We start from the raw sequence: 22,801 nt of genomic DNA, 5'->3' as shown, positions 1-22,801 counted from the left end.
CGCCGTCGGCTCAGGACGGGGCCAGCGAGCCGCCGTTCAGCACCAGCAGGGCCACGGCGGTCATCGCCATGCCGAGCGTGGCCAGGAACGGCAGCCGGCTCCCCGGCCTGGCGCCCGCCGACGTCGCCGCGGTGGTCGCCGCCGCCAGGCCCGCGGTCACCGCCAGTGCCGCCCAGCCGGCCCGCCCGACCGGTCCCGGCGGCCCCAGCACGAGCACCGCGGACGCGGCGAGCAGCGGCAGCGGGGCCAGTACGCGGCTGCGCTGCCGGCCCAGCCGCTGCGGCAGGCCGCGGACTCCGGCGGCCAGATCGGCGTCGATGTCCGGCAGCACATTGGTGAAGTGCGCGCCCACGCCGAGCAGCGCGCCCGCCGCCATCGCCCAGGCGGGCGGCCACGGGCGGCCCGGCAGGCCCAGCGTCACGAACGCCGGCAGCAGCCCGAACGCCAGCGCGTACGGCACCCAGGAGGCCGCCGTGCGCTTGATCCCGAGGTTGTACGCCCAGGCTGCCGCCACGCCGGTGAGATGGGCCGCGCCCGCGGCTCTTCCCGCGGCCAGCGAGAGGACGACGCAGGCGGCCAGCGCGGCGGCCGTGGCCGCCGCGACCGCGCCCCGGGCCGCCGTGCCCGCGGCCAGCGGCTTGTCCGTGCGGCCGGCCGCGGTGTCGCGGGCCGCGTCCACGAGGTCGTTGCACCAGCCGACGGACAACTGCCCGCACATGACGGCTGCGCCGATCAGGGCGCACGCGGTCGGTCCGCGGCCCGAGGCCGCGGACAGCGCGGTCATCAGCGCGGTGACCGAGAGGGTCGGCTCGGGATGACACGCCCTCACCACCCCGCTGCCACCACCCATCCCGCCACCCTAGGCCGCCCTCCCCTCCCCACCCCGGCCCCCACGCCGACGCCTCCCGCGTCCCGCGCCCCTGCGTGACCGCCACTCGCGGTGACCTGTCGCCTGCTGCCCGGTGGGGGCTCGTCGCGCAGTTCCCCGCGCCCCCATGGGGCTGCCACTTGCGGCGGGCGTTTGCACCGTGCGGTGCGTCGTGGTTGCCCGCGCAGTTCCCCGCGCCCCTACGGGGGCTCGACTCCTCTGCCGCAGAGGGCCCCAGGGGCGCGAGGAACTGCGCGCCCAGCCACGGTGCAAGCGGCACTCCGAACGCCACGCCGAGTGGCACCCTCAGGGGCGCGAGGAACTGCGCGCCCAGCCACGATGCGGCGGCACTGTGCACGCCACTGGAAGTGGCACCCCCAGGGGCGCGGGGAACTGCGCGACAGGCCCTCGCCGGTCCGCGGGCATGCGTGTGCCGCAGGGAGCAGGCCCTCGCCGGTCCGCGGGCATGCGCGTGCCGCAGGGACAGACCCGCCGGGGGCGGCGGCGGCGCCCGAGGGGCCGACACACCGGGCTAAGCCGCCAGGATTCGCCCGGCCCGTACATATGCTGGCCAAATGACGCGAATCGGCGCCGTGCATGCGGTGCTTCCGCCGCATCAGTACGAGCAGTACGAGATCACGGAAGCACTCGCGGGCCTGGGCGCGGCGCCCCCGATCGCCCGCGCGGTGCTGGAGCGCGTGCACGCCGCGTCCGCCGTCCGTACGCGCCGCCTCGCCCTGCCCCTGGAGCGCTACGCGACACTGCACGGCTTCGGCGAGGCCAACGACTGCTTCATCGAAGTCGCCCAGGAACTGGGCGAGCAGGCCGTCACGGGTGCGCTGGCCGACGCCGGCATCAGGCCCGACGAGGTGGACCTCGTCATCTCCACCTCCGTCACCGGTATCGCCGCACCCTCGATCGAGGCCAGGATCGCCGGCCGGGTCGGGCTGCGGCCGGATGTGAAGCGGGTTCCGGTGTTCGGGCTGGGATGCGTCGCGGGAGCCGCGGGCCTGGCGCGGCTGCACGACTACCTGGAGGCCCGCCCGCAGGGCGTCGCCGTGCTGCTCTCGGTGGAGCTGTGCTCGCTGACGCTCCAGCGCAACGACACCTCGACGGCCAACGTCGTCGCGGGCGCGCTGTTCGGCGACGGCGCCGCCGCGGTGGTGGCGGTCGGCCGGGACCGGGCCGCCGCGGGTCCCGAGGTCGTGGCGACCCGCAGCCGGCTGTACCCGGACACCGAGCGGCTGCTCGGCTGGGACATCGGCGACGACGGCTTCCGCATCGTGCTGGGCAGCGATCTGCCCGACCTGGTCAGGCGCCATTTCGGCCCCGAGGTGCGCGGCTTCCTGGCCGACCACGACCTCAAGCCGGAGGACGTGACCGGGTGGGTCTGCCACCCGGGCGGCCCGAAGGTGCTGGAGGCGGTCCGCGAGACGCTGGACCTGCCGGCCAGGGCGCTCGAGGCGACCTGGCGCTCGCTGGCCGAGGTCGGCAACCTCTCGTCCGCCTCGGTCCTGCACATCCTGCGCGACACGCTGGCCGGCGACCGCCCGCTGCCCGGCAGCCCGGGGCTGCTGATGGCGATGGGCCCCGGCTTCTGTTCCGAACTCGTCCTCCTGCGCTGGTAGGTACCGCCTGATGCCCTCGTACACCCTGCTCCTGCTGCTGGTTGCCTTCGAACGGCTGATGGAGCTGAACATCGCCCGCCGCAACGCGGCCTGGAGCTTCGCCCGCGGAGGGGCCGAGCACGACGGCGGCCACTACCCGGTGATGGTGCTGCTGCACACCGGGCTGCTGGCCGGCTGTCTGGCCGAAGTCCACTACGGCGGGCGGCCGTTCATCCCCGCGTTCGGCGTGCCGATGCTCGTACTCGTGCTGGCCGCGCAGGTGTTGCGCTGGTGGTGCGTCGCCGCGCTGGGACCGCGCTGGAACACCCGGGTGATCGTCGTGCCCGGGCTGCCGCTGGTGGACCGCGGGCCGTACCGGCTGATGCGGCACCCCAACTACCTGGCGGTGGTGGTCGAGGGCGCCGCGCTGCCGCTGGTGCACGGGGCGTGGATCACCGCGCTGTGCTTCACACTGGCCAACGCGCGGCTGCTCACGGTCCGGCTGCGCTGCGAGAACGCCGCGCTCGGCCTGGCGGCCACGTGATCGACCTGCTGGTCGCGGGCGGCGGTCCCGCGGGGCTCGCCACCGCGATCCACGCCGCCAGGGCGGGACTTGAGGTGGTGGTCGCCGAGCCGCGCCCCGGGCCGGTCGACAAGGCCTGCGGGGAGGGCCTGATGCCCTCCGCCGTCCGCTCGCTGGCCGCGCTCGGCGTCACCGTCGCGGGCCAGCCGCTGCACGGCATCCGCTACGTCGACGAGCGGCACCGGGCGGAGGCCCGCTTCCGTACCGGTCCCGGGCGCGGGGTACGGCGTACCGAACTTCAGGCCGCGCTCGCCGCCACCGCGGCCGAACTCGGCGTGCGCGTGCTGCCGTTGCGGGTCGACGGGGTCCGGCAGGACGGTGACAGCGTGACCGCGGCCGGGATCACCGCCCGCTATCTCGCCGCGGCCGACGGCCTGCACTCACCGATCAGGCGCGGGCTGCGGCTCGGCGCGGGACCCGACCCGCGGCCGGCCCGCTACGGGCTGCGCCGGCACTACGCCGTACGCCCGTGGACGGACTGCGTCGAGGTGCACTGGTCGGCCCGCGCCGAGGCCTATGTCACCCCGCTGGGGCCGCGGTTGGTCGGGGTCGCGGTGCTCACCGGCGACCGCGCGCCCTTCGCCGGCCACCTGGCCGCCTTCCCCCGGCTGCTGGAGCGGCTGCCCGCCGACGCGGTGACACCCGCCCGCGGCGCGGGCCCGATGCGGCAGCGGGTCCGTACCCGGGCGGCGGGCCGCGTGCTGCTGGTCGGCGACGCGGCGGGGTATGTCGACGCGCTGACCGGCGAGGGCGTCGCGGTCGCGCTGGCCGCGGCGCACCAGCTGGTGCGCTGCGTGGTGGCCGACCGGCCGCAGGACTACGACCGCGCGTGGCGCCGGGCCTCGCGCGACTACCGGCTGCTCACCGGCTCGCTGCTGTGGCTGCGCGGCCGGCCGTGGTCCGCCCGCCGTATCGTGCCCGCCGCGGCCCGCTGCCCCGCGCTCTTCGCCGCCGCCGTCCACCGGCTGTCCTGACCCGGCCGCCCCTCAGCCCGCGGCCGGGCCGTAGCGGAACCAGCCGTAGTCGGCGTGGCGGGTGCCGCCCGCTGGTCCTGTCGCGTACGGGCCGAGGAAGACACCGGTGAAGCCGCCGGCGACCTGGCTGCTCAGGAAGCGGCCGTCGATCGTGGCGAGGTCGCGGGCGCCCTCGGGGGACTGGGTGCAGGAGAAGGTGTAGTCCTGCCCCCTGGCCCGCACCCCGAGCCGCAACGGCCCCGGGCGTACCGGGAGTTCGGCCTGTACCGTGTCGGTGCCCGCGCGGCGCCCGGTCAGCCGGACGACGGTGCGGCCGTCCTCGGCCGGAGTGACCAGCAGGGTGATGTGGTGGCCGGGGCTCTGGAACACCGCGAGGCCCGCGGCCTCGCCGGGGGAGCCCGGGGTGAAGTCGAGCGCGGTCTCGGCGGCGAAGTCGATGTGCTGCTGGCGGCGGCCGACGAAGGCCGGGGTGTGCTGCTCGGCGAGGGTCTGCGGGAGCAGCCGCAGCCGCAGATGCCCGGGCCGCTCGGTCAGGCTGTACGCCCCGGCCCCGGGGGACCGCAGCAGATTCCAGCCGGCGTCCAGCACCTCGGCGTCGAAGTGGTCCACCGGGCCGGCCGCACCCCAGGGGTGCGCGGGCAGTGCGACCTCGGTGTGCTCGGTGAGCCGCCCCGCGCCGGGGTTGACGACCGGCCAGCCCTGCTCCCACTCCACCCGGGCCAGATGGGTCTCGCGCCCGAGGTTGGCGTGGCGCCCGCCGTACATCCGGGAGGCCAGCAGCAGCGCGTACCAGTCGCCGCCGGGCGTCCGCACCAGGTCGGCGTGCCCGGCGCCGGACAGCGGGTGGCCCTGGCCGAGGTGGCGGTGGGTGAGCACCGGATTGCCCGGGTGGTTCTCGTAAGGACCGGTGACCTGCCGGCTGCGGGCCACGGTGACCGCGTGCTCGAACTCGGTGCCGCCCTCGGCGAGCAGCAGCACGTACCAGCCGTCGTGCCGGTACAGGTGCGGTCCCTCCGCCCAGCGGGCGTCCACCAGGGCGCCGCGGAAGAGCACCCGGTCGGGGCCGCTCAGCGCGCCGGTCGCCACATCGAAGGCGCGCATCCAGATCTCGGTCCTGCCGCCGGTGCCCGGGATCTCGCGGGTGCCGAGCAGATACGCCGAGCCGTCGTCGTCGAAGAACAGCGACGGATCGAAGCCGGGCGCCTCCGGCAGCCACACCGGGTCCGACCAGTCGCCGGCCGGATCGTCCGCGGACAGCAGGAAGTTGCCCGCGGCGCCGAGCCCGTCGACCAGCGTGCACACCAGGTGGAAGCGGCCCGCGGCATGGCGCAGCGTGGGCGCGTACAGGCCGCCGTCCCACCGCACCCCGTCGAGGTCCACCTGCCCGGCGCGGTCCACCGCGTGGCCGATCGGCCGCCAGTTCGCCAGGTCCCTGCTGTGGTGCAGCGGGATGCCGGGGAAGCAGGCGAAGGAGGAGTTCGCGAGGTAGTAGTCCTGCCCCACCCGGCACACCGACGGGTCGGGGAAGCAGCCGGGCAGGACCGGGTTGTGCGCGGTGACGGTCATCAGCGGTGCGTGTCCTTGGATGAGTCGGCGCGGCGGCTCTGCTGCGGATGAGCCGGCCGTGCCGATACCGGGTCTCGAAACTTGCGGAACACTTCCGGAACTTCCGAGTGACGTTAGAAGCGCCGTCCCGCTCCGTCAACCCTCCCGGCGCGGCACCCGCGGGCCGGAGTTCGGAAAGGCGCGGCGCCTTTTCCGCGGGGCGGGGGCGCTGCCTAGACTGGGAGCCCACTGCGACAGGAGGCACCGGTGGCGGCAGACAGCGCGGGCCGGGTCACGATCGCCGACATCGCCCGCGAGGCCGGGGTGTCGCTGCCCACGGTCTCCCGGGTGCTCAACGGGCGCAGCGATGTGTCCGCGGCCACCCGCCGTCGGGTGGAGGACCTGCTGGCGGAGCACGGCTACCGGCGCAGGGCGGCCGGCACCGCGAGCCGGGCCAACCTCATCGACCTGGTGTTCAACGACCTCGACAGCCCCTGGGCGGTGGAGATCCTGCGCGGCGTGGAGAAGGTCGCCCATGCCGCGGGGGTGGGCGCCGTGGTGTCCGCGGTGCACCACCAGGCGGCGTCCGCGCAGCAGTGGCTGGTCGGCGTCAGGTCCCGCAACTCCGACGGCGCGATCCTGGTCACCTCGGAGCCGGCCCCCCGGCTGAACGCGGAATTGCGCAGGCTGGGCATGCCGCTGGTGGTCATCGACCCGGCGGGGGTGCCCACCTTCGACATCCCCACCATCGGCGCCACCAACTGGGCCGGCGGGCGCAGCGCGGTGCTGCACCTGCTGGGGCTCGGCCACCGCAGGATCGGCATCATCACAGGACCGCCCGCGCTGCTGTGCAGCCGGGCCCGGCTCGACGGCTACCGCGCGGCCCTGGAGTCGGCCGGCGTCGAGGTGGACGACGACCTGGTGCGGGTGGGCGACTTCTCGCACGAGTCCGGCTTCGCCCTGGGCTCCGCGCTGCTCGGCGGCGCGCACCCGCCGACCGCGGTCTTCGCCTCCAGCGACCAGATGGCGCTGGGCGTCTACGAGGCCGCCAGGCAGTACGGCCTGCGGGTGCCCGACGACCTGAGCGTCGTCGGCTTCGACGACCTGCCGCAGGCCCGCTGGTCACCGCCGCCGCTGACCACGGTGCGGCAGCCGCTCGCCGAAATGGGCGCCGCGGCTGCCGACATGCTGCTCCAACTGGTCCAGGGCCAGACCCCGGACGTGCTGCGGGTGGAGCTGTCCACCAGCCTGGTGGTACGGGAGAGCTCCGCCGCGCCGCGTCAGTCCGACGCGGGCACCCGGCCGGCCGGCTCCACCTCGGCGGTCGGCAAGAAGCGCCCGACCAGGAGCTTGTAGAGCGCGCCGCCCACCAGGCCGCCGACCAGCGGACCGGCGATCGGCACCCAGAAGTAGAGGTTGCCCCACTGGTCCCGCCAGGCCGTGCTGTAGCCGGTGATGTAGCTGGCCAGCCGCGGACCGAGGTCACGCGCCGGGTTGATCGCGTAACCGGCGTTGGCGCCGAAGGCCATGCCGATCGCGACCACGATCAGGCCGATGATGAACGCGCCGAGGTTGGCGCCCGGCGGGGTGTTGAGCACGTCGGTGATCGCCAGGATCAGCATCAGCAGGATCGCGGTACCGATCACCTGGTCGCGGAAGGCGCCCCATTCGTGCACCCCGGCGGTCAGCGATCCGTTGCCGGGCAGCGTGGAGAAGACGAACTGCGTCTTCATCGTGTGCCCGGGGTCGGCGTGGCCGAGGATCTCGCTGTAGTTCCACCGCACGATCAGCGCGGCGACGAAGGCGCCGAGGAACTGGGCGAACCAGTACGGCACCACCTTGCGCCAGGTGAAGCCCTTGAAGACGGCCAGCGTGAGCGTCACCGCGGGATTGAGATGGGCACCGGAGAGCCTGGCGGCCACGTACACACCCAGCGTGACGCCCAGGCCCCAGGCCCAGGCGATCGAGTCGTGGCCGCCCAGACCGCCCTTGGGCGAGGTGAGGTCGCCGCCCGCGACCACCTGGGCCACCACACCGGCACCGATCAGGATCAGGATCATGGTGCCGGCGAATTCCGCGAGCATCTCCCCGATCAGCCCCGAGCCGCGTACACGTGTCGCCATGGCTACCGCTTCCCGCCGGCCGTCACAGCCGGCTGTGGCTTGTTCGGTTCTGCACCGTTTCGGTACGTGATTGCTCCACCGAAACATGGGCGGGCAGCCGTGGCGCGCGGGGTTAGGCCGTCCGCCGGACCCGCGGCGCGCGCCCCGTCGTCGAGGTCCTGACAGGAACGGGATATCTTGATATCAAGCAATGTTTGCAATGTTGGAAACTGGAGCGGAGTAACCGGTGGCTGACTCGACCATCATCTATACGCACACCGACGAGGCGCCGGCCCTGGCGACGTATTCGTTCCTGCCGGTGATCGAGGCGTACGCCTCGACGGCCGGCGTCACGGTCGAGAGCCGTGACATCTCGCTGGCCGGCCGGATCATCGCCGTCTTCCCCGAGTACCTGGAGGAGGGGCAGCGGATCGACGACGCGCTGGCCGAGCTGGGCCGGCTGGCCGGCACGCCGGGCGCGAACATCATCAAGCTGCCGAACGTCTCGGCCTCGATCCCGCAGCTCAAGGCGGCCGTCGCCGAGCTCCAGCAGCAGGGCTACGCGCTGCCGGACTACCCGGACGACCCGAAGACCGACCAGGACCGCGACGTCCGCGCCCGCTACGACCGGATCAAGGGCAGCGCCGTCAACCCGGTGCTCCGCGAGGGCAACTCCGACCGCCGCGCCCCCGCCTCGGTGAAGAACTACGCCAAGGCCCACCCGCACCGGATGGGCGCCTGGACCCCCGAGTCGAAGACCAACGTGGCGACCATGGGCGCCGACGACTTCAGGAGCACCGAGAAGTCCGTGGTCATCGCCGCGGACGGCGCCCTGCGCATCGAGCTGGCCGGCGACGACGGCAGCACCACCGTGCTGCGCGAGTCGGTGCCGGTGCTGGCCGGCGAGGTCGTGGACGCCTCGGTGATGCGGGTCGCCGCACTGCGCGAGTTCCTCACCGCCCAGGTGGCCAGGGCCAAGGCCGAGGGCGTGCTGTTCTCCGTGCACCTCAAGGCGACCATGATGAAGGTCTCCGACCCGATCATCTTCGGCCATGTCGTACGGGCCTTCTTCCCCAGGACCTTCGCCGAGCACGGCGCCGCGCTCGCCGCGGCCGGGCTGACCCCGAACGACGGTCTCGGCGGCATCCTCAAGGGCCTGGAGTCGCTGCCCGGCGGCGCCGCGATCGCCGCGTCCTTCCAGGCCGAGCTCGCCGAGGGCCCCGCGCTGGCGATGGTCGACTCCGACCGCGGCATCACCAACCTGCACGTGCCCAGCGACGTCATCGTGGACGCCTCGATGCCGGCCATGATCCGCACCTCGGGCCACATGTGGGGCCCCGACGGCCAGGAGGCCGACACCCTCGCGGTGATCCCGGACAGCAGCTACTCCGGCGTCTACCAGGTCGTCCTCGACGACTGCCGCGCGAACGGCGCCTTCGACCCGGCCGCCATGGGCTCGGTGCCCAACGTCGGCCTGATGGCGCAGGCCGCCGAGGAGTACGGCAGCCACGACAAGACCTTCGAGATCCCGGTCACCGGCACCGTCCGGGTGGTCGACGGCAGCGGCGAGGCGGTCCTGGAGCAGGTCGTCAGCGCCGGCGACGTCTTCCGGATGTGCCAGACCAAGGACGTCCCGATCCGCGACTGGGTCAAGCTCGCCGTCACCCGGGCCCGCGCCACCGGCAGCCCCGCGGTCTTCTGGCTGGACGAGAGCCGCGCCCACGACGCGAACCTGATCGCCAAGGTCGGCCAGTACCTGCCCGAGCACGACACCGCCGGGCTGCAGATCGAGATCATGACGCCGCAGGCCGCGACCGCCTTCTCGCTGGAGCGGATCCGCCGCGGCGAGGACACCATCTCGGTCACCGGCAACGTGCTGCGCGACTACCTGACCGACCTCTTCCCGATCCTGGAGCTGGGCACCAGCGCCAAGATGCTCTCGGTGGTCCCGCTGATCAACGGCGGCGGCCTGTTCGAGACCGGCGCCGGCGGCTCGGCGCCCAAGCACGTGCAGCAGCTGGTCAAGGAGAACTACCTGCGCTGGGACAGCCTCGGCGAGTTCTTCGCGCTGGCCGCCAGCTTCGAGCACCTGGCCGCCTCCACGGGCAACGCGCGGGCGCAGATCCTCGCCGACACCCTGGACCGCGCCACCGGCACCTTCCTCAACGAGGACCGGTCGCCCAGCCGCAGGCTCGGCGGCATCGACAACCGCGGCAGCCACTTCTACCTCGCGCTGTACTGGGCGCAGGAGCTGGCGGCGCAGACCGACGACGCGGCCCTCGCGGCGGCGTTCGACGGCCTCGCCAAGACGCTGGCGGAGCAGGAGGAGACCATCGTTACCGAATTGATCGCTGTCCAGGGATCGCCGGTCGACATCGGTGGTTACTACCGGCCCGACCCCGCCAAGGCCGCCGCCGTCATGCGCCCGTCGGCCGCGTTCAACCAGGCCATCGGCTCGCTCGCCTGATCGAATGCCCGGGGCAACGCCCCGGCAACACGCCCGTCACCCCGGCCGGATCGTCACCGCGCCGGGGTGACGGTGTTTCATGGAGTGACCGGTTCGATGATTTTCTTCTTGACGTGCGGGCCGCCGCACGAGTTGACTCACCCGCACTTGGGCCGCGTCGTGGCGGCCCTCTCAGGGGAGGCACCACCGCAATGAACGCGATATCGCGCCGTCTTGTCGTGGGAGGCGCTGTGATCTCACTGGCGCTGACCATGGCCGCGTGTGGCAAGGCCGGCGACAAGAAGTCCTCGGACGACAGCAACGACAAGAGCATCGGTCTGCTGCTGCCCGACACGGTGACGGCCCGGTACGAGAGGTTCGACAGGCCGCTGATCACCAACAAGATCAAGGCGCTGTGCTCCGACTGCGAGGTGCAGTACGACAACGCCGGTGGTGACGCCGCCAAGCAGGCGCAGCAGGTCAGCACCATGGTCGCCAAGGGCGTCAAGGTGCTGATCCTGGACGCCCAGGACTACGTCGGCATCAAGTCGTCCGTCCAGGCCGCGGTGGAAAAGGGCATCAAGGTCGTCGCCTACGACCGCCTCGCCGAGGGACCCGTCTCGGCGTACGTGAGTTACGACAACAAGAAGGTCGGAGAACTCCAGGGCTCGGCGCTGCTGACCGCGATGGGCTCGGACGCCACCCCGCAGTCCAAGATCGTGATGATCAACGGCGATGACGCCGACCCCAACGCCGCCGAGTTCAAGGCCGGCGCGCACAGCGCCCTGGACGGCAAGGTGACCATCGCCTACGAGCAGTCCGGCCTGTGGAAGGACACCGTCGCCAACCAGAAGGTCAAGGCGGCGATCACCTCGGTCGGCAAGAACAACATCAAGGGCGTCTACTCGGCCAACGACACGATGGCCGGCGGTATCGCCACCGCGCTCAAGGGTGCCGGCATCAAGGTCCCGCTGACCGGTCAGGACGCCGACCTGGCGGCGATCCAGCGGATCCTGGTCGGCGACCAGAGCTCCACCGTCTACAAGGCGGCGAAGCCGGAGGCCGAGAGCGCCGCGGAGATCGCGGTCGACCTGCTGCAGAACAAGGACTTCAAGTCCATTGCCGACACCACCAAGAAGAGCGGCTCGGGCGACGACGTGCCCTCCAAGCTGCTCAACGCGGTCTCGGTGACCAAGGACAACATCAAGGACACCGTCCTGGCCGACGGTACGTACACCGTCGCCCAGATCTGCACCGCGGACTACGCCACGGCCTGCGCGGACAACGGAATCAAGTAGGCCGGGACCGGGCCGGCCACGGCCGGCCGGCCCGGCGCTCGCAACCGGGGGACAGGAGCGGGAGGAACGCGTTCGGCGCGTGAATCCCGCTCAACTTCTTGACGGCTCGCCATGACCCCTTGACACTGCCTTACGGATCAGGGGTATCCCTGATCCGCAGATTGAGAGCGTTTTCAATCGGCTGAATCAAAGGGTCATAGCCGAGCTGTGGCCTGAAATGTGCAGTGCTGAGCGCGACTACACCCCCCACATCCGCGCTGACCTGGCGTTCACTTCGCGAAGCCAGGGAAAGGACTCCACTCATGCGCAGAACCTTCCCCCCAGGCCGGACCGGGCACCGGTCACGCCTCCACCGGCGGCCCGTCGCCCTGCTCGCCGCCTTCGCCCTGGTCCTCGCCGGACTGCTGGGCCTGATCGGGACCATCGGCAGTGCCTCGGCGGACGCCTCCGACTACACCCAGAGCGTCAGTGAGCCGAGCAGCACCCAGGCGAAGGTCACCTTCACTCCGACGTCGCCCGCCACCTATGTGATCATCCACTACCAGGTGGGCACCGGCGGCCAGCAGAACGTCCAGATGGCGGCGTCCGGCAGCAGCTGGGCGTACACCGTCTCGCCTATCTCGGCCGGCACCGTGCTGACGTACTCGTTCACCTACACCAAGAACGGCCCGCAGTACGACAGCTCGCAGTACACGTACACCCAGGGCAGCGGCGGCAGCACCAGTGCCGGCACCAGCTCCGGGACGAGCAGCGGGACCAGTACGGGCACGAGCACCGGGACGACCACGGGCAGCACCGGCGGTTCCACCACCCCGCCGCCGGGGAACTGCCCGACGCAGTCGGACACCCCGAACTTCGGCCCGAACGTCCACATATACGATCCGTCGATGTCGGCCGCCACCATCCAGGGCCAGCTCGACGCCCAGTTCAACCAGCAGAAGGACACCGCCACCGCCCAGTTCAGCAACAACCGGGTGGCGCAGCTGTTCAAGCCGGGCACGTACAACGTGAACGACAACGTCGGCTTCTACACCTCGGTGGCCGGCCTCGGCCAGAACCCGGACGACGTCACGTTCAACGGCAACATCACCGTGGACGCCTTCAACGCCTCCGACGCGGGCAACGCGACGCAGAACTTCTGGCGCTCCGCGGAGAACCTGGCCATCAACCCCGGCGGCGGCAGCGACCGCTGGGCCGTGGCCCAGGCCGCGCCCTTCCGCCGGATCGACGTGCACGGCAACCTCCAGCTCTACCCGGCCAGCTACGGCTACGCCAGCGGCGGCTACATCGCCGACACCAAGGTCAGCGGCGAGACCTCCTCGATCTCGCAGCAGCAGTGGTACACCCGGGACAGCAACCTGGGCAGCTGGGCGGGCGGCGTGTGGAACATGGTCTTCTCCGGGGTGAACGGCGCCCCGGGCAACACCTTCCCGAACCCGCCGGAGACCACCCTGGCCACCACCCCGGTCTCCCGCGACGTGCCGTACCTGTACGTCGACGGCGCCGGTAAGTACCGGGTGTTCCTGCCCTCCCTGCGGACCAACGCCTCCGGCCCGAGCTGGGCAGGCGGCAGCACCCCCGGCACCTCGCAGCCCATGAGCCAGTTCTACGTCGTCAAGGCCGGCGACACCGCCGCGACCATCAACACCGCCCTGTCCCAGGGCTGCAACCTGTTCTTCACCCCGGGCGTCTACCACCTGAACCAGACGCTGAACGTGACCAAGGCCAACACCACCATCCTCGGCATCGGCTACCCGACGCTGATCCCGGACAACGGGGTCAACGCGATGCAGGTCGCCGACGTGGACGGCGTGCGCCTCAAGGGCCTGCTGTTCGACGCGGGCACCACCAACTCGCAGGCGCTGCTCACGGTCGGCCCGTCCGGTTCGTCCGCGAGCCACGCGGCCAACCCGACCACCATCCAGGACGTGTTCTTCCGGATCGGCGGCCAGGTCGCGGGCAAGGCCACCAACAGCCTGATCGTGAACAGCAGCAACGCGATCATCGACCACATCTGGGCCTGGCGCGCCGACCACGGCAGCGGCGTGGGCTGGACGTCCAACACCGCCGACAACGGCCTGACCGTCAACGGCAACAACGTCCTGGCGACCGGCCTGTTCGTCGAGCACTACCAGAAGTACGAGGTGGTGTGGAACGGCCAGGGCGGCAAGACGATCTTCTTCCAGAACGAGAACCCGTACGACCCGCCCAACCAGGCGGCCTGGAAGAACCCGGCGGGCCAGAACGGCTACGCGGCCTACAAGGTGGGCACCAATGTGACCACCCACGAGGCCTGGGGACTCGGCAGTTACTGCTACTTCAACGTCAACCCGGCGGTGAACAACTACCACGCCTTCGAGGTGCCCAACGTCGCGGGCGTGAAGTTCCACTCCGCGCTGACCGTCTCGCTCGGCGGCGTGGGCACCATCACCCACGTCATCAACGACACCGGAGCGGTCACCGCCTCCAACACCACCCCCAGCAACGTCGTCAACTACCCGTGAGGCCAGGCCTGATCAGCAGCTGACCTGGTGAACCCCCGCGTGTTGTCCGTCCGGCCGTCCGGCCGGGCGGACAACACGTGCACGACCCCCGCCACTTCGCGGTGTGCGGGCGATAATGCCGACCATGAGGTCGGTGATCACCGTGGTGTCCGTGATGCTGGTGATCGCGGGCGCCGCGGCCGCGCTGTTCTGGCTGGTCCGCGGCCGGCGCGGCTTCGGCACCCCGGTGGAGCGCGCGGCCTTCGCGGCACTGCACGAGGCGTCGCTCGCGGCCCCGCTGCTGCGCGACGGGCTGAACCCCGAATCGGCGCGCAAGGCCGCCCGCCATCTGCGGGCACTGCTGGCCACCCCTGCGCTCGCCGTCGTCGGCGGCGGCGAACTGCTGGCCTGGGACGGCGCGGGGCGGCACCACGCCGCGCAGGCGGTCGCCCACACCGGGGACGCGATCGACGCGGGACGCCCGTGGCTGGTGCCGGCCGGCACCGTCGACTGCGGCGACCCGGACTGCCCGGTCCGCTCGGCGATCGTGGTGCCGCTGGTGGTCGACGGCCTGGTCGTCGGTGCGCTGACCGTCTACGCCCGGCACGTGTCCGCCGGCCTGGTACGGGCCGCGGGCGAGGTCGCGCACTGGGTGATCGCGCAACTGGAGCTGGCCGAACTCGACCGCTCCCGCACCCGGATGATGGAGGCGGAGCTGCGCGCCCTGCGTGCCCAGATCTCCCCGCACTTCGTCTACAACTCGCTCACCGCCATCGCGTCCTTCGTCCGTACCGACCCCGCACAGGCGCGCGAACTGCTGCTGGAGTTCGCCGAATTGACCCGGTACAGCCTGCGCAAGCACGGTGAGTTCAGTACCCTCGCCGAAGAGTTGCGGTCGGTGGACCGATACTTGCGGCTGGAACGTGCCCGCTTCGGTGCCCGGCTGCGGGTCGATCTGCTGATCGCGCCGGAGGTCCTGCCGGTGGCGGTGCCCTTCCTGTGCCTCCAGCCGATCGTGGAGAACGCGGTGCGCCACGGACTGGGGCCCAAGGCGGCACCGGGCCTGATCACCATCAGGGCCGAGGACGCGGGCGCGGAGTGCCGGATCAGCGTGGAGGACGACGGGGTGGGCATGGAGCCGGAGGACGTGCGGCTCCAGCTCGCCGGGGAGGCCGGAGGTGACTCGCTCGGCCTGGGCAATGTCGACGAGCGGCTGCGGGCGGTCTTCGGCGACGAGTACGGCCTGGTCGTGGAGACCGCACCGGGCGCCGGGACGAAGATCAGCGTCCGGGTGCCGAAGTACCGGAACGGAGTGCACGCGTCATGAGACCGCTGCGGATCCTGGCCGTGGACGACGAACCGCCCGCCCTGGACGACCTCGGCTACCTGCTCCGCGGCGACCACCGGGTCGGCCGGGTGCTGGCCGCCGACAGCAGTGACGCGGCGCTGCGGCTGCTGGAGGCCGAGCCGATCGACGCGGTCTTCCTCGACATCCGGATGCCGGGACTCGACGGGCTCGACCTGGTTCGGGTGCTGAGCCGCTTCGCCCACCCGCCGGCCGTCGTCTTCGTCACCGCCTACGAGGACTTCGCCGTCGACGCCTTCGCGCTCAAGGCCTGCGACTACCTGCTCAAGCCGGTGGGCGCCGAACGGCTGGCCGAGGCGGTGCGCCGGGTGGCCGCGCTGCTCGACGGGGGCGCGGGACCGCAGCAGCCCGCCCCCGACCCGGGCCCTGAGCGCATCCCCGTGGACCTCGGCGGCGTCACCCGCTTCGTGTCCCGCGACGACGTGGCCTACGCCGAGGCCCAGGGCGACTACGTACGCCTGCACACCGCGGGCCACGCGCCACTGGTGCGGGTGCCGCTCGCGGTGCTCGCCGAACGCTGGGAGGCGCACGGATTCCTGCGGATCCACCGCAGCTTCCTGGTCTCGCTGCGGCACGTCGAGGAGCTGCGCTCCGACGCCGGGCACTGGACCGTGCGGGTCGCGGGCAGCGAACTCCCGGTGAGCCGCCGCCACACCCGGCAGCTGCGCGACGTCCTGGTGCGCTGGGCGCCCGCGCCGGGCCCCGGCCCGTCATGACCGGCCCCGGCGGCCCGCGCCGCGCCCCGAAACCGGCGGCGGCACCGAAGCCGCAGCCCAGGCAGGTCCCCCAGCAGGCCGCCGAGCCCGGCCCGGTGCCGCCGCCCGCCCCCCGCCGTGTCGCCGTCTCGGCGCCGCGCCGCCACCGCACCGGCGGCTACTCGGCCCGGGCGGGCGCCGCCGACCTGCACGCGCAGCCGCAGCTCGGCCAGCTCTACGTACGCTCCCTGGTCCGCAACCAACTGCGGCTGGCGCTCGGCGTGCTGGCCGTGCTCGCCGCCGTGCTCGGCGGGCTGCCCGCCGCCTTCGCACTGCTGCCGGGGCTGCGCACCGCCGAGGTCGCCGGGATACGCCTGCCCTGGCTGCTGCTCGGGGCGGTCGCCTACCCGCTGCTGGTGGGCGCGGCCTACTTCCACGTCCGGCACGCCGAGCGGGTCGAGCGCGACTTCACCGACCTGCTGAGCGGCCCCGACGCGTCGGACAGCCCCGACGCACCCCCGCGCGCCGCCCGGTGAACCCCGGCCTCGGCCTGGCGGCGCTCGCCGTGGTCCTGGTCGCCACGGTCGCCTTCGGCATCTACGGGCTGCGGCTGTCCCGGGCCACCTCGGACTTCTACGTCGCCTCCCGCGAGGTGTCGCCGCTGTGGAACGCCTCCGCGATCGGCGGGGAATACCTCTCGGCCGCCTCCTTCCTCGGCGTCGCGGGCCTGGTGATGGCCTACGGCGTGGACATGCTGGCCTACCCGGTCGGCTACACCGCCGGCTATCTGGTGCTGCTCCTGCTGGTCGCCGCCCCGCTGCGGCGCTCGGGCGCCTACACGCTGCCGGACTTCGCCGAGGAACGCCTCGGCTCCCTCGCGGTCCGCCGGGTGGCCGGCGTCCTGGTCGCGGTCATCGCCTGGCTCTACCTGGTGCCGCAGCTCCAGGGCGCCGGGCTGACCCTCCAGACGGTGACCGGCGCCCCCCGCTGGGCCGGCGCGGTGGTCGTCGCGGCCGTCGTGGTCGGCGTGGCCGCGGCGGGCGGCATGCGCAGCGTCACCCTCGTCCAGGGCTTCCAGTTCTGGCTGAAACTCACCGCCATCGCCGTCCCCGCGCTCTTCCTGGTCATGGCCTGGCGCTCGGCCGGCGCTCCCGCGCTGACCGGCCCCGACGTCCCCCGCTTCGGCCGCACCACGGTCGTACGGCTGCAGGATCCGGTGCGTTTCGACGTGACCGCTCCGGTGACCGTACGGGTCAGCGGCCGGCTCGACGGGACGGCGTACGCCGCGGCCGGCGTACGCCTCGGCGACGGCAGGCACAGCGCGGAGGGCGGCACCGAACTGACCTTCCCGCGCGGCGCCGCCGTCCCGCACAAGGACGGCCTGGCCCCCTCCTCGGGCGCCCGCTGGGCCGAACCGCTGTCCGGCGCGGGCGGCCGGGCCCATCCGCTCTACGCGCTCTACTCGATCCTGCTCGCCACCCTGCTGGGCACGATGGGGCTGCCGCACGTCCTGGTCCGCTTCTACACCAACCCCGACGGGCGGGCCGCCCGCCGCACCACCGTGCTGGTCCTGGTGCTGCTCAGCGTGTTCTACCTGCTGCCCACCGCCTACGGGGCGCTGGGGCGGGTGCTGGCGCCGCAGTTGCTGCTGACCGGGCAGACCGACACCGCGGTCCTCGTCCTGCCGCAGCTCACCCAGGCGGGCGAGGGCGGCCGGCTGCTCGCCGCGCTGGCCACCGCCGGGGCCTTCGCCGCCTTCGTGTCCACCGCGTCGGGCCTGACGGTGTCGGTGGCCGGCGTGGTCTCGCAGGACCTGCTGCGCGGCTCGACCCGCGGCTTCCGCTGGGCGTCGCTGGTCGCGGGCGTGCCGCCGCTGGTGATGGCCACCGCGACCACCGGGCTGCCGGTGGCCGACGCGATCGGGCTGGCCTTCGCGGTCGCCGCCTCGTCCTTCTGCCCGCTGCTGGTGCTCGGCATCTGGTGGCGGGGGCTGACCGACCTCGGCGCGCTGCTCGGCCTGGTCGCCGGCGGCGGGCTGGCGGCGGTCGCGGTGGTGCTGACCAGCGTCCGCGGCCCCGGGCGCGGCTGGAGCGCGGCCCTGCTGGAACAGCCCGCCGCCTGGACGGTGCCCGTCGCCTTCACCGTGATGATCACGGTGTCGCTGCTGACCAGGCACCGGCTGGCGCCCGCGGCGGTGGACCGGGTGATGCTGCGGATGCACCTGCCGGAGGAGGTCGGCGCCGACGGGGCGGCACTGCCCGCGGTCCGGCCGCCGACCGCTGGGCGCAGCTGACGTACCGTCCGCCGTACCGACCGCACCGCTCGGCGACTCCCTGTGACGGGCGCCTCGTCGCGGGCCCGGCACGGACCTAGCGTGTGCCGCGACCGGAAACGGTCCTCCCACGGCCCTGCCGTGCCTCAATGAGGAGGGAAACCGCAGATGAGCAGTCCTGTGCCCGAGCCCGCCGTCGCCGACCCCGGTCCGCTGGGCCTGGCCGGCTTCGCCGCCACCACTTTCGTGCTCAGCTCCTTCAACGCCCACCTGATCGACGCCGACCTGCTGCCGGTGGTCCTGCCGCTCGCGCTGTTCTACGGCGGTCTCGTCCAACTGCTGGCCGGCATGTGGGAGTTCAGGAAGGGCAACACCTTCGGGGCGACCGCCTTCGGCTCCTACGGCGCCTTCTGGCTGTCCTACGCCGCCTACGTGAAATTCGTGGTCGGCGACCTTCCGCCCGACACCGCGCACCAGGCGACCGGGCTCTTCCTGCTGATATGGGCGATCTTCACCGTCTACATGACGGTCGCCGCGCTGCGCACCAACGGCGCGCTGCTCGCGGTCTTCGTCGCGCTGGCCGCGACCTTCGTCGTCCTGACCGTCGCCGAATTCGCCGAGTCGACCACCACCACCAAGGTCGGCGGCTGGATCGGCCTGCTCACCGCGCTGCTTGCCTGGTACGCCTCCTTCGCCGTGGTCACCAACAGCACCTGGAAGCGCGCAGTCGTACCGGTCTTCGCCGGCGTGGCGTCGGCGGGCGCCGGACGGGGCGGCCCGGTCGAGGGCACCCACTCATGAGTGACGCGACCCTGTCCAACCTGCTCAGGGAGGAAAGGCGCTTCCCGCCGCCGGCCGCGCTGGCGGAGCAGGCGAACGTCACCGCGGCGGCCTACGAGGAGGCCGCCGCGGACAGCGAGGCCTTCTGGGCGGCGCAGGCCGCCCGGCTGGAGTGGGCGCAGCCGTGGACGCAGGTCCTCGACTGGAGCCGGGCGCCCTTCGCCCGCTGGTTCACCGGCGGGCGGCTCAATGTGGCCGACAACTGCGTGGACCGCCATGTCAGGGCCGGGCACGGCGACCGGGTCGCCTTCCACTGGGAGGGCGAGCCGGGCGACACCCGCACCCTGACCTACGCCGACCTCAAGGACGAGGTAAGCCGGGCGGCCAACGCGCTGCTCTCGCTCGGGGTACGGGCCGGCGACCGGGTCGCGCTGTATCTGCCGATGATCCCCGAGACCGTGGTGGCGATGCTGGCCTGCGCCCGGATCGGCGCCCCGCACACGGTGGTCTTCGGCGGCTTCTCCGCCGAGGCGCTGCGCGGCCGTATCCAGGACTGCGACGCGCGGGTGGTCGTCACCGCCGACGGCGGCCACCGCAAGGGCGCGGCCTCCGCGCTCAAACCCGCCGTCGACGAGGCACTCGAGCAGTGCCCCGGCGTCCGCAGCGTGCTGGTGGTGCGCCGCACCGGTCAGGACGTCGGCTGGACCGAGGGCCGCGATGTGTGGTGGCACGACCTGGTCGCCGCCCAGCCGGCCGAGCACACCCCCGAGGCGTTCGACAGCGAGCACCCGCTCTACATCATGTACACCTCCGGCACCACCGCCCGTCCCAAGGGCATCCTGCACACCACCGGCGGCTACCTGACGCAGGTCGCGTGGTCGCACTGGGCGGTCTTCGACGTCAAGCCCGAGCGGGACGTCTACTGGACCGCCGCCGACATCGGCTGGGTCACCGGGCACTCCTACATCGTCTACGGCCCGCTGGCCAACGGGGTGACCTCGGTGCTGTACGAGGGCACCCCCGACACCCCGCACCAGGGCCGCTGGTGGGAGATCGTGCAGAAGTACAAGGTGACGATCCTCTACTGCGCGCCGACCGCGATCCGCACCTTCATGAAGTGGGGCGACGCGATCCCCGGCCGCTTCGACCTGACGTCGCTGCGGCTGCTGGGGTCGGTGGGCGAGCCGATCAATCCCGAGGCGTGGATCTGGTACCGGCGGGCCATCGGCGGCGACCGCACACCGGTGGTCGACACCTGGTGGCAGACCGAGACCGGCGCCCAGATGATCAGCCCGCTGCCCGGTGTCAGCACCTGCAAGCCGGGCTCCGCGCTGCGCCCGCTGCCCGGCATCTGCGCCGACGTGGTGGACGACGCGGGCGAGCCGGTGCCGAACGGCTCCGGCGGGTATCTGGTGCTGACCCGGCCGTGGCCGGCGATGCTGCGCACCGTCTGGGGCGACGAGCAGCGCTACCTGGACACGTACTGGTCGCGTTTCCCCGGCCGCTACTTCGCCGGGGACGGTGCCAAGAAGGACGAGGACGGCGACATCTGGCTGCTGGGCCGGGTGGACGACGTCATGAACGTCTCCGGGCACCGGATCTCCACCACCGAGGTGGAGTCGGCGCTGGTGTCCCACCCGCTGGTCGCCGAGGCCGCGGTCGTCGGCGCCGCCGACCCGACCACCGGGCAGGGCATCGTCGCCTTCGTCATCCTGCGCGGCGACGCGGCGGCCAAGGGCGCGGACGAGGAACCGGCGCAGGAACTGCGGGCCCATGTGGCCAAGGAGATCGGGGCGATCGCCCGGCCGCGGCAGATCCTGGTGGTCGCGGAACTTCCCAAGACCCGCTCGGGGAAGATCATGCGCCGGCTGCTGCGGGACATCGCGGAGAACCGTGAACTCGGCGACGTCACGACGCTGACGGACTCCTCGGTGATGGACGCGATCCGCGAGCGGCTGCCCGACGGGTCCTGAGCCCGCCGCTCCTCGAAGCGTCCCCGGGTGGACCCGCTCCCTGAGCGCGGGTCCACCCGGGGGCCGGGGCGCCCCCTCAGACGGCCCGCTCGCGCCCCCTGATATCGAGCCGGGCGTAGTTCATCAGCCCGGTCCTCACGGTGTGCAGCGTCAGCACATGCCGCCCGGGCGCGGGCAGCGGGAAGGCCAGCTCCGCCCAGTGGTGCGCCTGCCGCCACGGCACCTCGGCGGCGTCGTCCGCGGTCGAGGGCACCTCGACCACCTCGGTGGCGCAGCGCGTCAGGCTCTCGTCGAACTGCCGACGCTGCTCGCCCCGATGATCAGCGAGGTCACCCGGGCATCGCGCAGCGCCCAGGACAGCGCCGTCTGCGCCAGGCTCTGGCCGCGCCGCCGCGCGAGGCCGTCCAGGCCGCGCAGCGCGGCCAGCAGCTGCGGGCTCAGGCTGGCCGGCCGCAGGCTCGCGCCGCGCGCCACCCGCGAGTCCGCCGGGGTGCCGGTCGGACAGCGGCCGGCCAGCAGACCCCGGCGGGGAGCGGGCGGCCGGTCCGCCACCGACGGCGGACCGGCCGCCCACGCGTGAACCGCGTGGTCAGGCGGCCTCAGCAGCCGATCGGCGAGGAGCCGACCGCCACATCGTCGAACCACAGGGTGTCGTCACCGGTGCCGTAACTCTCCCAGCCCAGCCGCAGCGCGGTCGGCCGGGGCGGGGTGGTGCGCGACAGCCACTGCCGGTCCACGTCGGCGGTCGGTACGCCGTCCACCCGCAGCCCCGGCACGTCCTGGTCGCCCAGCCAGGTCTGCAGGGACGGCGCGGTGGTGCCGACGGCGAACCGCAGGCACTGCCAGCTGCCGGTGGGCAGCGGGCGGCTCAGCGCGACGCCCGCCGGGCTCTGCTCGGGCAGCGTCGCGTCGTCGGTCTCGCGATTCCACTGCAACGCGCCGTTCTGCCCGCCGATCCGCAGCGCGCGGCCGCCCTGCGAGGAGTCCGGCATCGACACGAAGGCGACATGCGCGGCCGGCAGCGCGGTGGTGTGCCGCACCCACAGCCGTACGTACATCACCGGGCCGACCGCGGACAGGTCCTGGGTGTCCGCGACGAAGGCGTGGTTGCAGTAGCCGGCGTGGCCGTCCACCCGCAGCGACCGGGTCCCGCTGTGCGCGACCGCCGTGTCGACGGCGACAGCGCCGGTGCCCGAGCAGTCGGGCGCGGCCGGCTGCCACTGCCCGGAGGGCGCGGTGCCGGTCTGGTCCTCGAAGTCCGAGCAGATCACCGCACCGGAGCAGCCGGACGGCGGCGGCGTGGTGGGCGGCGGGGTCGTCGGGGGAGTGGTGGGAGGCGTGGTCGGGGGAGTGGTCGGGGGTGTCGTGGGGGGCGTGCCGTTCCCGGTGCACGCGGTGCCGTTGAGGATGAAGGCGGTGGGCGTCGGGTCGGCGGCGCTCCAGGTGCCCTGCACACCGAAGTCGGCGGCGCCGCCGGTGGCGATGGCCGCGTTGTAGCCGGCGTCGGCGGCCCGTACGGCGGCGCCGGTCTGGGTGACGGTGGTGTTCCAGCCCGAGGTGATGTGCTGGTCGCCGGCGTAGGTCCAGGCCAGCTGCCAGCCGTTGACGGCCGGGCCGAGGTTGGTGACCTTGATCTGGGCGGTGAAGCCGCCCGACCACTCGTTGACGGTGTAGTTCACCGAGCAGCCGGACGCCGCTCCGTGGGCGGGCAGCGCCACCAGGGCGGGCAGCACGAGCGCCGCTGCCGCCACCGGCCACAGCCACGGTCTGACGATTAACCGCCGCGAGGATGCGCGCACAGGGACCTCC

The 22,801-nt window shown here is 73.0% G+C and carries 19 protein-coding genes; 13 read left to right on the top strand and 6 right to left on the bottom strand.

Annotated elements, in window-relative coordinates; genetic code table 11:
• Nucleotides 1–10 precede the first annotated feature (10 nt).
• A complete protein-coding gene (locus OHA86_RS02280) occupies nt 11–850 on the bottom strand; it encodes a UbiA family prenyltransferase (RefSeq protein ID WP_329171978.1) in 840 nt (279 codons plus the stop codon).
• A 593-nt stretch (nt 851–1,443) separates the two neighbouring features.
• Between OHA86_RS02280 and OHA86_RS02275 the strand changes: the two genes are divergently transcribed.
• Genes OHA86_RS02275 through OHA86_RS02265 form a run of 3 tightly spaced genes read left to right on the top strand, consistent with a single transcriptional unit; the run spans nt 1,444 to nt 4,032 of the window.
• Entirely contained in the window at nt 1,444–2,496 is a 1,053-nt protein-coding gene (locus OHA86_RS02275; protein ID WP_329171976.1) for a type III polyketide synthase, read from the top strand.
• 10 nt (nt 2,497–2,506) lie between these two features.
• Entirely contained in the window at nt 2,507–3,019 is a 513-nt protein-coding gene (locus OHA86_RS02270; protein ID WP_329171974.1) for an isoprenylcysteine carboxyl methyltransferase family protein, read from the top strand.
• Entirely contained in the window at nt 3,016–4,032 is a 1,017-nt protein-coding gene (locus OHA86_RS02265; RefSeq protein WP_329171972.1) for an NAD(P)/FAD-dependent oxidoreductase, read from the top strand. The genes OHA86_RS02270 and OHA86_RS02265 overlap by 4 nt, the downstream gene beginning before the upstream one ends.
• A gap of 12 nt (nt 4,033–4,044) precedes the next feature.
• Here the strand turns inward: OHA86_RS02265 and OHA86_RS02260 are convergent, their stop codons facing one another.
• Entirely contained in the window at nt 4,045–5,598 is a 1,554-nt protein-coding gene (locus OHA86_RS02260) for a glycoside hydrolase family 43 protein (protein ID WP_329171970.1), read from the bottom strand.
• Nucleotides 5,599–5,844: 246 nt separating this feature from the next.
• Here OHA86_RS02260 and OHA86_RS02255 point away from each other — a divergent pair, with 246 nt between their 5' ends.
• Nucleotides 5,845–6,933, top strand: a complete 1,089-nt coding sequence (locus OHA86_RS02255; protein ID WP_329171968.1) for a LacI family DNA-binding transcriptional regulator — start codon at nt 5,845–5,847, stop codon at nt 6,931–6,933.
• Here the strand turns inward: OHA86_RS02255 and OHA86_RS02250 are convergent.
• Nucleotides 6,858–7,700, bottom strand: coding sequence for an MIP/aquaporin family protein (locus tag OHA86_RS02250; protein ID WP_329171965.1), 843 nt, complete (start codon nt 7,698–7,700; stop codon nt 6,858–6,860). The genes OHA86_RS02255 and OHA86_RS02250 overlap by 76 nt on opposite strands.
• A 226-nt stretch (nt 7,701–7,926) precedes the next feature.
• Here OHA86_RS02250 and OHA86_RS02245 point away from each other — a divergent pair, with 226 nt between their 5' ends.
• From OHA86_RS02245 to acs, 9 genes are all read left to right on the top strand, one after another.
• Entirely contained in the window at nt 7,927–10,146 is a 2,220-nt protein-coding gene (locus tag OHA86_RS02245; protein ID WP_329171962.1) for an NADP-dependent isocitrate dehydrogenase, read from the top strand.
• A gap of 191 nt (nt 10,147–10,337) precedes the next feature.
• Nucleotides 10,338–11,423, top strand: coding sequence for a sugar ABC transporter substrate-binding protein (locus OHA86_RS02240; protein ID WP_329171960.1), 1,086 nt, complete (start codon nt 10,338–10,340; stop codon nt 11,421–11,423).
• A 302-nt stretch (nt 11,424–11,725) separates the two neighbouring features.
• Nucleotides 11,726–13,927, top strand: coding sequence for a hypothetical protein (locus tag OHA86_RS02235; RefSeq protein ID WP_329171959.1), 2,202 nt, complete (start codon nt 11,726–11,728; stop codon nt 13,925–13,927).
• Between the two features lie 115 nt (nt 13,928–14,042).
• Nucleotides 14,043–15,233: a histidine kinase gene (locus OHA86_RS02230; RefSeq protein ID WP_443071614.1), complete on the top strand. Its 1,191-nt coding sequence runs from the start codon at nt 14,043–14,045 to the stop codon at nt 15,231–15,233.
• Nucleotides 15,230–15,988 carry a LytR/AlgR family response regulator transcription factor gene (locus OHA86_RS02225; protein WP_329171955.1) on the top strand — a complete coding sequence of 253 codons (759 nt, stop codon included), beginning with the start codon at nt 15,230–15,232 and terminating at the stop codon, nt 15,986–15,988. Before OHA86_RS02230 ends, OHA86_RS02225 begins: the two co-directional genes overlap by 4 nt.
• The gene (locus OHA86_RS02220; protein ID WP_329171953.1) at nt 15,985–16,503 is read left to right on the top strand and encodes a hypothetical protein; all 519 of its coding nucleotides are present in this window, start codon (nt 15,985–15,987) and stop codon (nt 16,501–16,503) included. The genes OHA86_RS02225 and OHA86_RS02220 overlap by 4 nt, the downstream gene beginning before the upstream one ends.
• Nucleotides 16,500–18,260 (top strand): sodium/solute symporter, encoded by a 1,761-nt coding sequence (locus OHA86_RS02215; RefSeq protein ID WP_329171951.1) that lies wholly within the window; start codon nt 16,500–16,502, stop codon nt 18,258–18,260. The genes OHA86_RS02220 and OHA86_RS02215 overlap by 4 nt, the downstream gene beginning before the upstream one ends.
• A 147-nt stretch (nt 18,261–18,407) precedes the next feature.
• Nucleotides 18,408–19,040, top strand: coding sequence for an acetate uptake transporter (locus OHA86_RS02210; protein WP_329171949.1), 633 nt, complete (start codon nt 18,408–18,410; stop codon nt 19,038–19,040).
• Nucleotides 19,037–20,992 carry an acetate--CoA ligase gene (gene acs / locus OHA86_RS02205; RefSeq protein WP_329171947.1) on the top strand — a complete coding sequence of 652 codons (1,956 nt, stop codon included), beginning with the start codon at nt 19,037–19,039 and terminating at the stop codon, nt 20,990–20,992. The genes OHA86_RS02210 and acs overlap by 4 nt, the downstream gene beginning before the upstream one ends.
• Before the next feature lie 76 nt (nt 20,993–21,068).
• On the opposite strand, the gene OHA86_RS02200 is transcribed toward acs, so the two are convergent.
• The 3 genes from OHA86_RS02200 to OHA86_RS02190 form a co-directional block, all read right to left on the bottom strand.
• Nucleotides 21,069–21,245 carry a hypothetical protein gene (locus OHA86_RS02200; RefSeq protein WP_329171945.1) on the bottom strand — a complete coding sequence of 59 codons (177 nt, stop codon included), beginning with the start codon at nt 21,243–21,245 and terminating at the stop codon, nt 21,069–21,071.
• A 26-nt stretch (nt 21,246–21,271) separates the two neighbouring features.
• Entirely contained in the window at nt 21,272–21,466 is a 195-nt protein-coding gene (locus tag OHA86_RS02195; protein ID WP_329171943.1) for an aldo/keto reductase, read from the bottom strand.
• 125 nt (nt 21,467–21,591) lie between these two features.
• Nucleotides 21,592–22,743, bottom strand: coding sequence for a cellulose-binding domain-containing protein (locus OHA86_RS02190; protein ID WP_329171942.1), 1,152 nt, complete (start codon nt 22,741–22,743; stop codon nt 21,592–21,594).
• Nucleotides 22,744–22,801: the final 58 nt, after the last annotated feature.

The sequence above is a fragment of the Streptomyces sp. NBC_01477 genome, from assembly GCF_036227245.1.
Lineage (GTDB): Bacteria > Actinomycetota > Actinomycetes > Streptomycetales > Streptomycetaceae > Actinacidiphila.
This window is presented reverse-complemented; position numbering and strand designations above follow the sequence as displayed.

Excerpts from the sequence above, each read along its gene's own strand:
- OHA86_RS02210 (WP_329171949.1), top strand. The coding sequence starts at position 18,408 with ATGAGCAGTCCTGTGCCCGAGCCCGCCGTCGCCGACCCCGGTCCGCTG.
- OHA86_RS02220 (WP_329171953.1), top strand. The coding sequence starts at position 15,985 with ATGACCGGCCCCGGCGGCCCGCGCCGCGCCCCGAAACCGGCGGCGGCA.
- acs (WP_329171947.1), top strand. The coding sequence starts at position 19,037 with ATGAGTGACGCGACCCTGTCCAACCTGCTCAGGGAGGAAAGGCGCTTC.
- OHA86_RS02270 (WP_329171974.1), top strand. The coding sequence starts at position 2,507 with ATGCCCTCGTACACCCTGCTCCTGCTGCTGGTTGCCTTCGAACGGCTG.
- OHA86_RS02240 (WP_329171960.1), top strand. The coding sequence starts at position 10,338 with ATGAACGCGATATCGCGCCGTCTTGTCGTGGGAGGCGCTGTGATCTCA.
- OHA86_RS02250 (WP_329171965.1), bottom strand. The coding sequence starts at position 7,700 with ATGGCGACACGTGTACGCGGCTCGGGGCTGATCGGGGAGATGCTCGCG.
- OHA86_RS02275 (WP_329171976.1), top strand. The coding sequence starts at position 1,444 with ATGACGCGAATCGGCGCCGTGCATGCGGTGCTTCCGCCGCATCAGTAC.
- OHA86_RS02280 (WP_329171978.1), bottom strand. The coding sequence starts at position 850 with ATGGGTGGTGGCAGCGGGGTGGTGAGGGCGTGTCATCCCGAGCCGACC.
- OHA86_RS02260 (WP_329171970.1), bottom strand. The coding sequence starts at position 5,598 with ATGACCGTCACCGCGCACAACCCGGTCCTGCCCGGCTGCTTCCCCGAC.
- OHA86_RS02225 (WP_329171955.1), top strand. The coding sequence starts at position 15,230 with ATGAGACCGCTGCGGATCCTGGCCGTGGACGACGAACCGCCCGCCCTG.
- OHA86_RS02235 (WP_329171959.1), top strand. The coding sequence starts at position 11,726 with ATGCGCAGAACCTTCCCCCCAGGCCGGACCGGGCACCGGTCACGCCTC.
- OHA86_RS02230 (WP_443071614.1), top strand. The coding sequence starts at position 14,043 with ATGCCGACCATGAGGTCGGTGATCACCGTGGTGTCCGTGATGCTGGTG.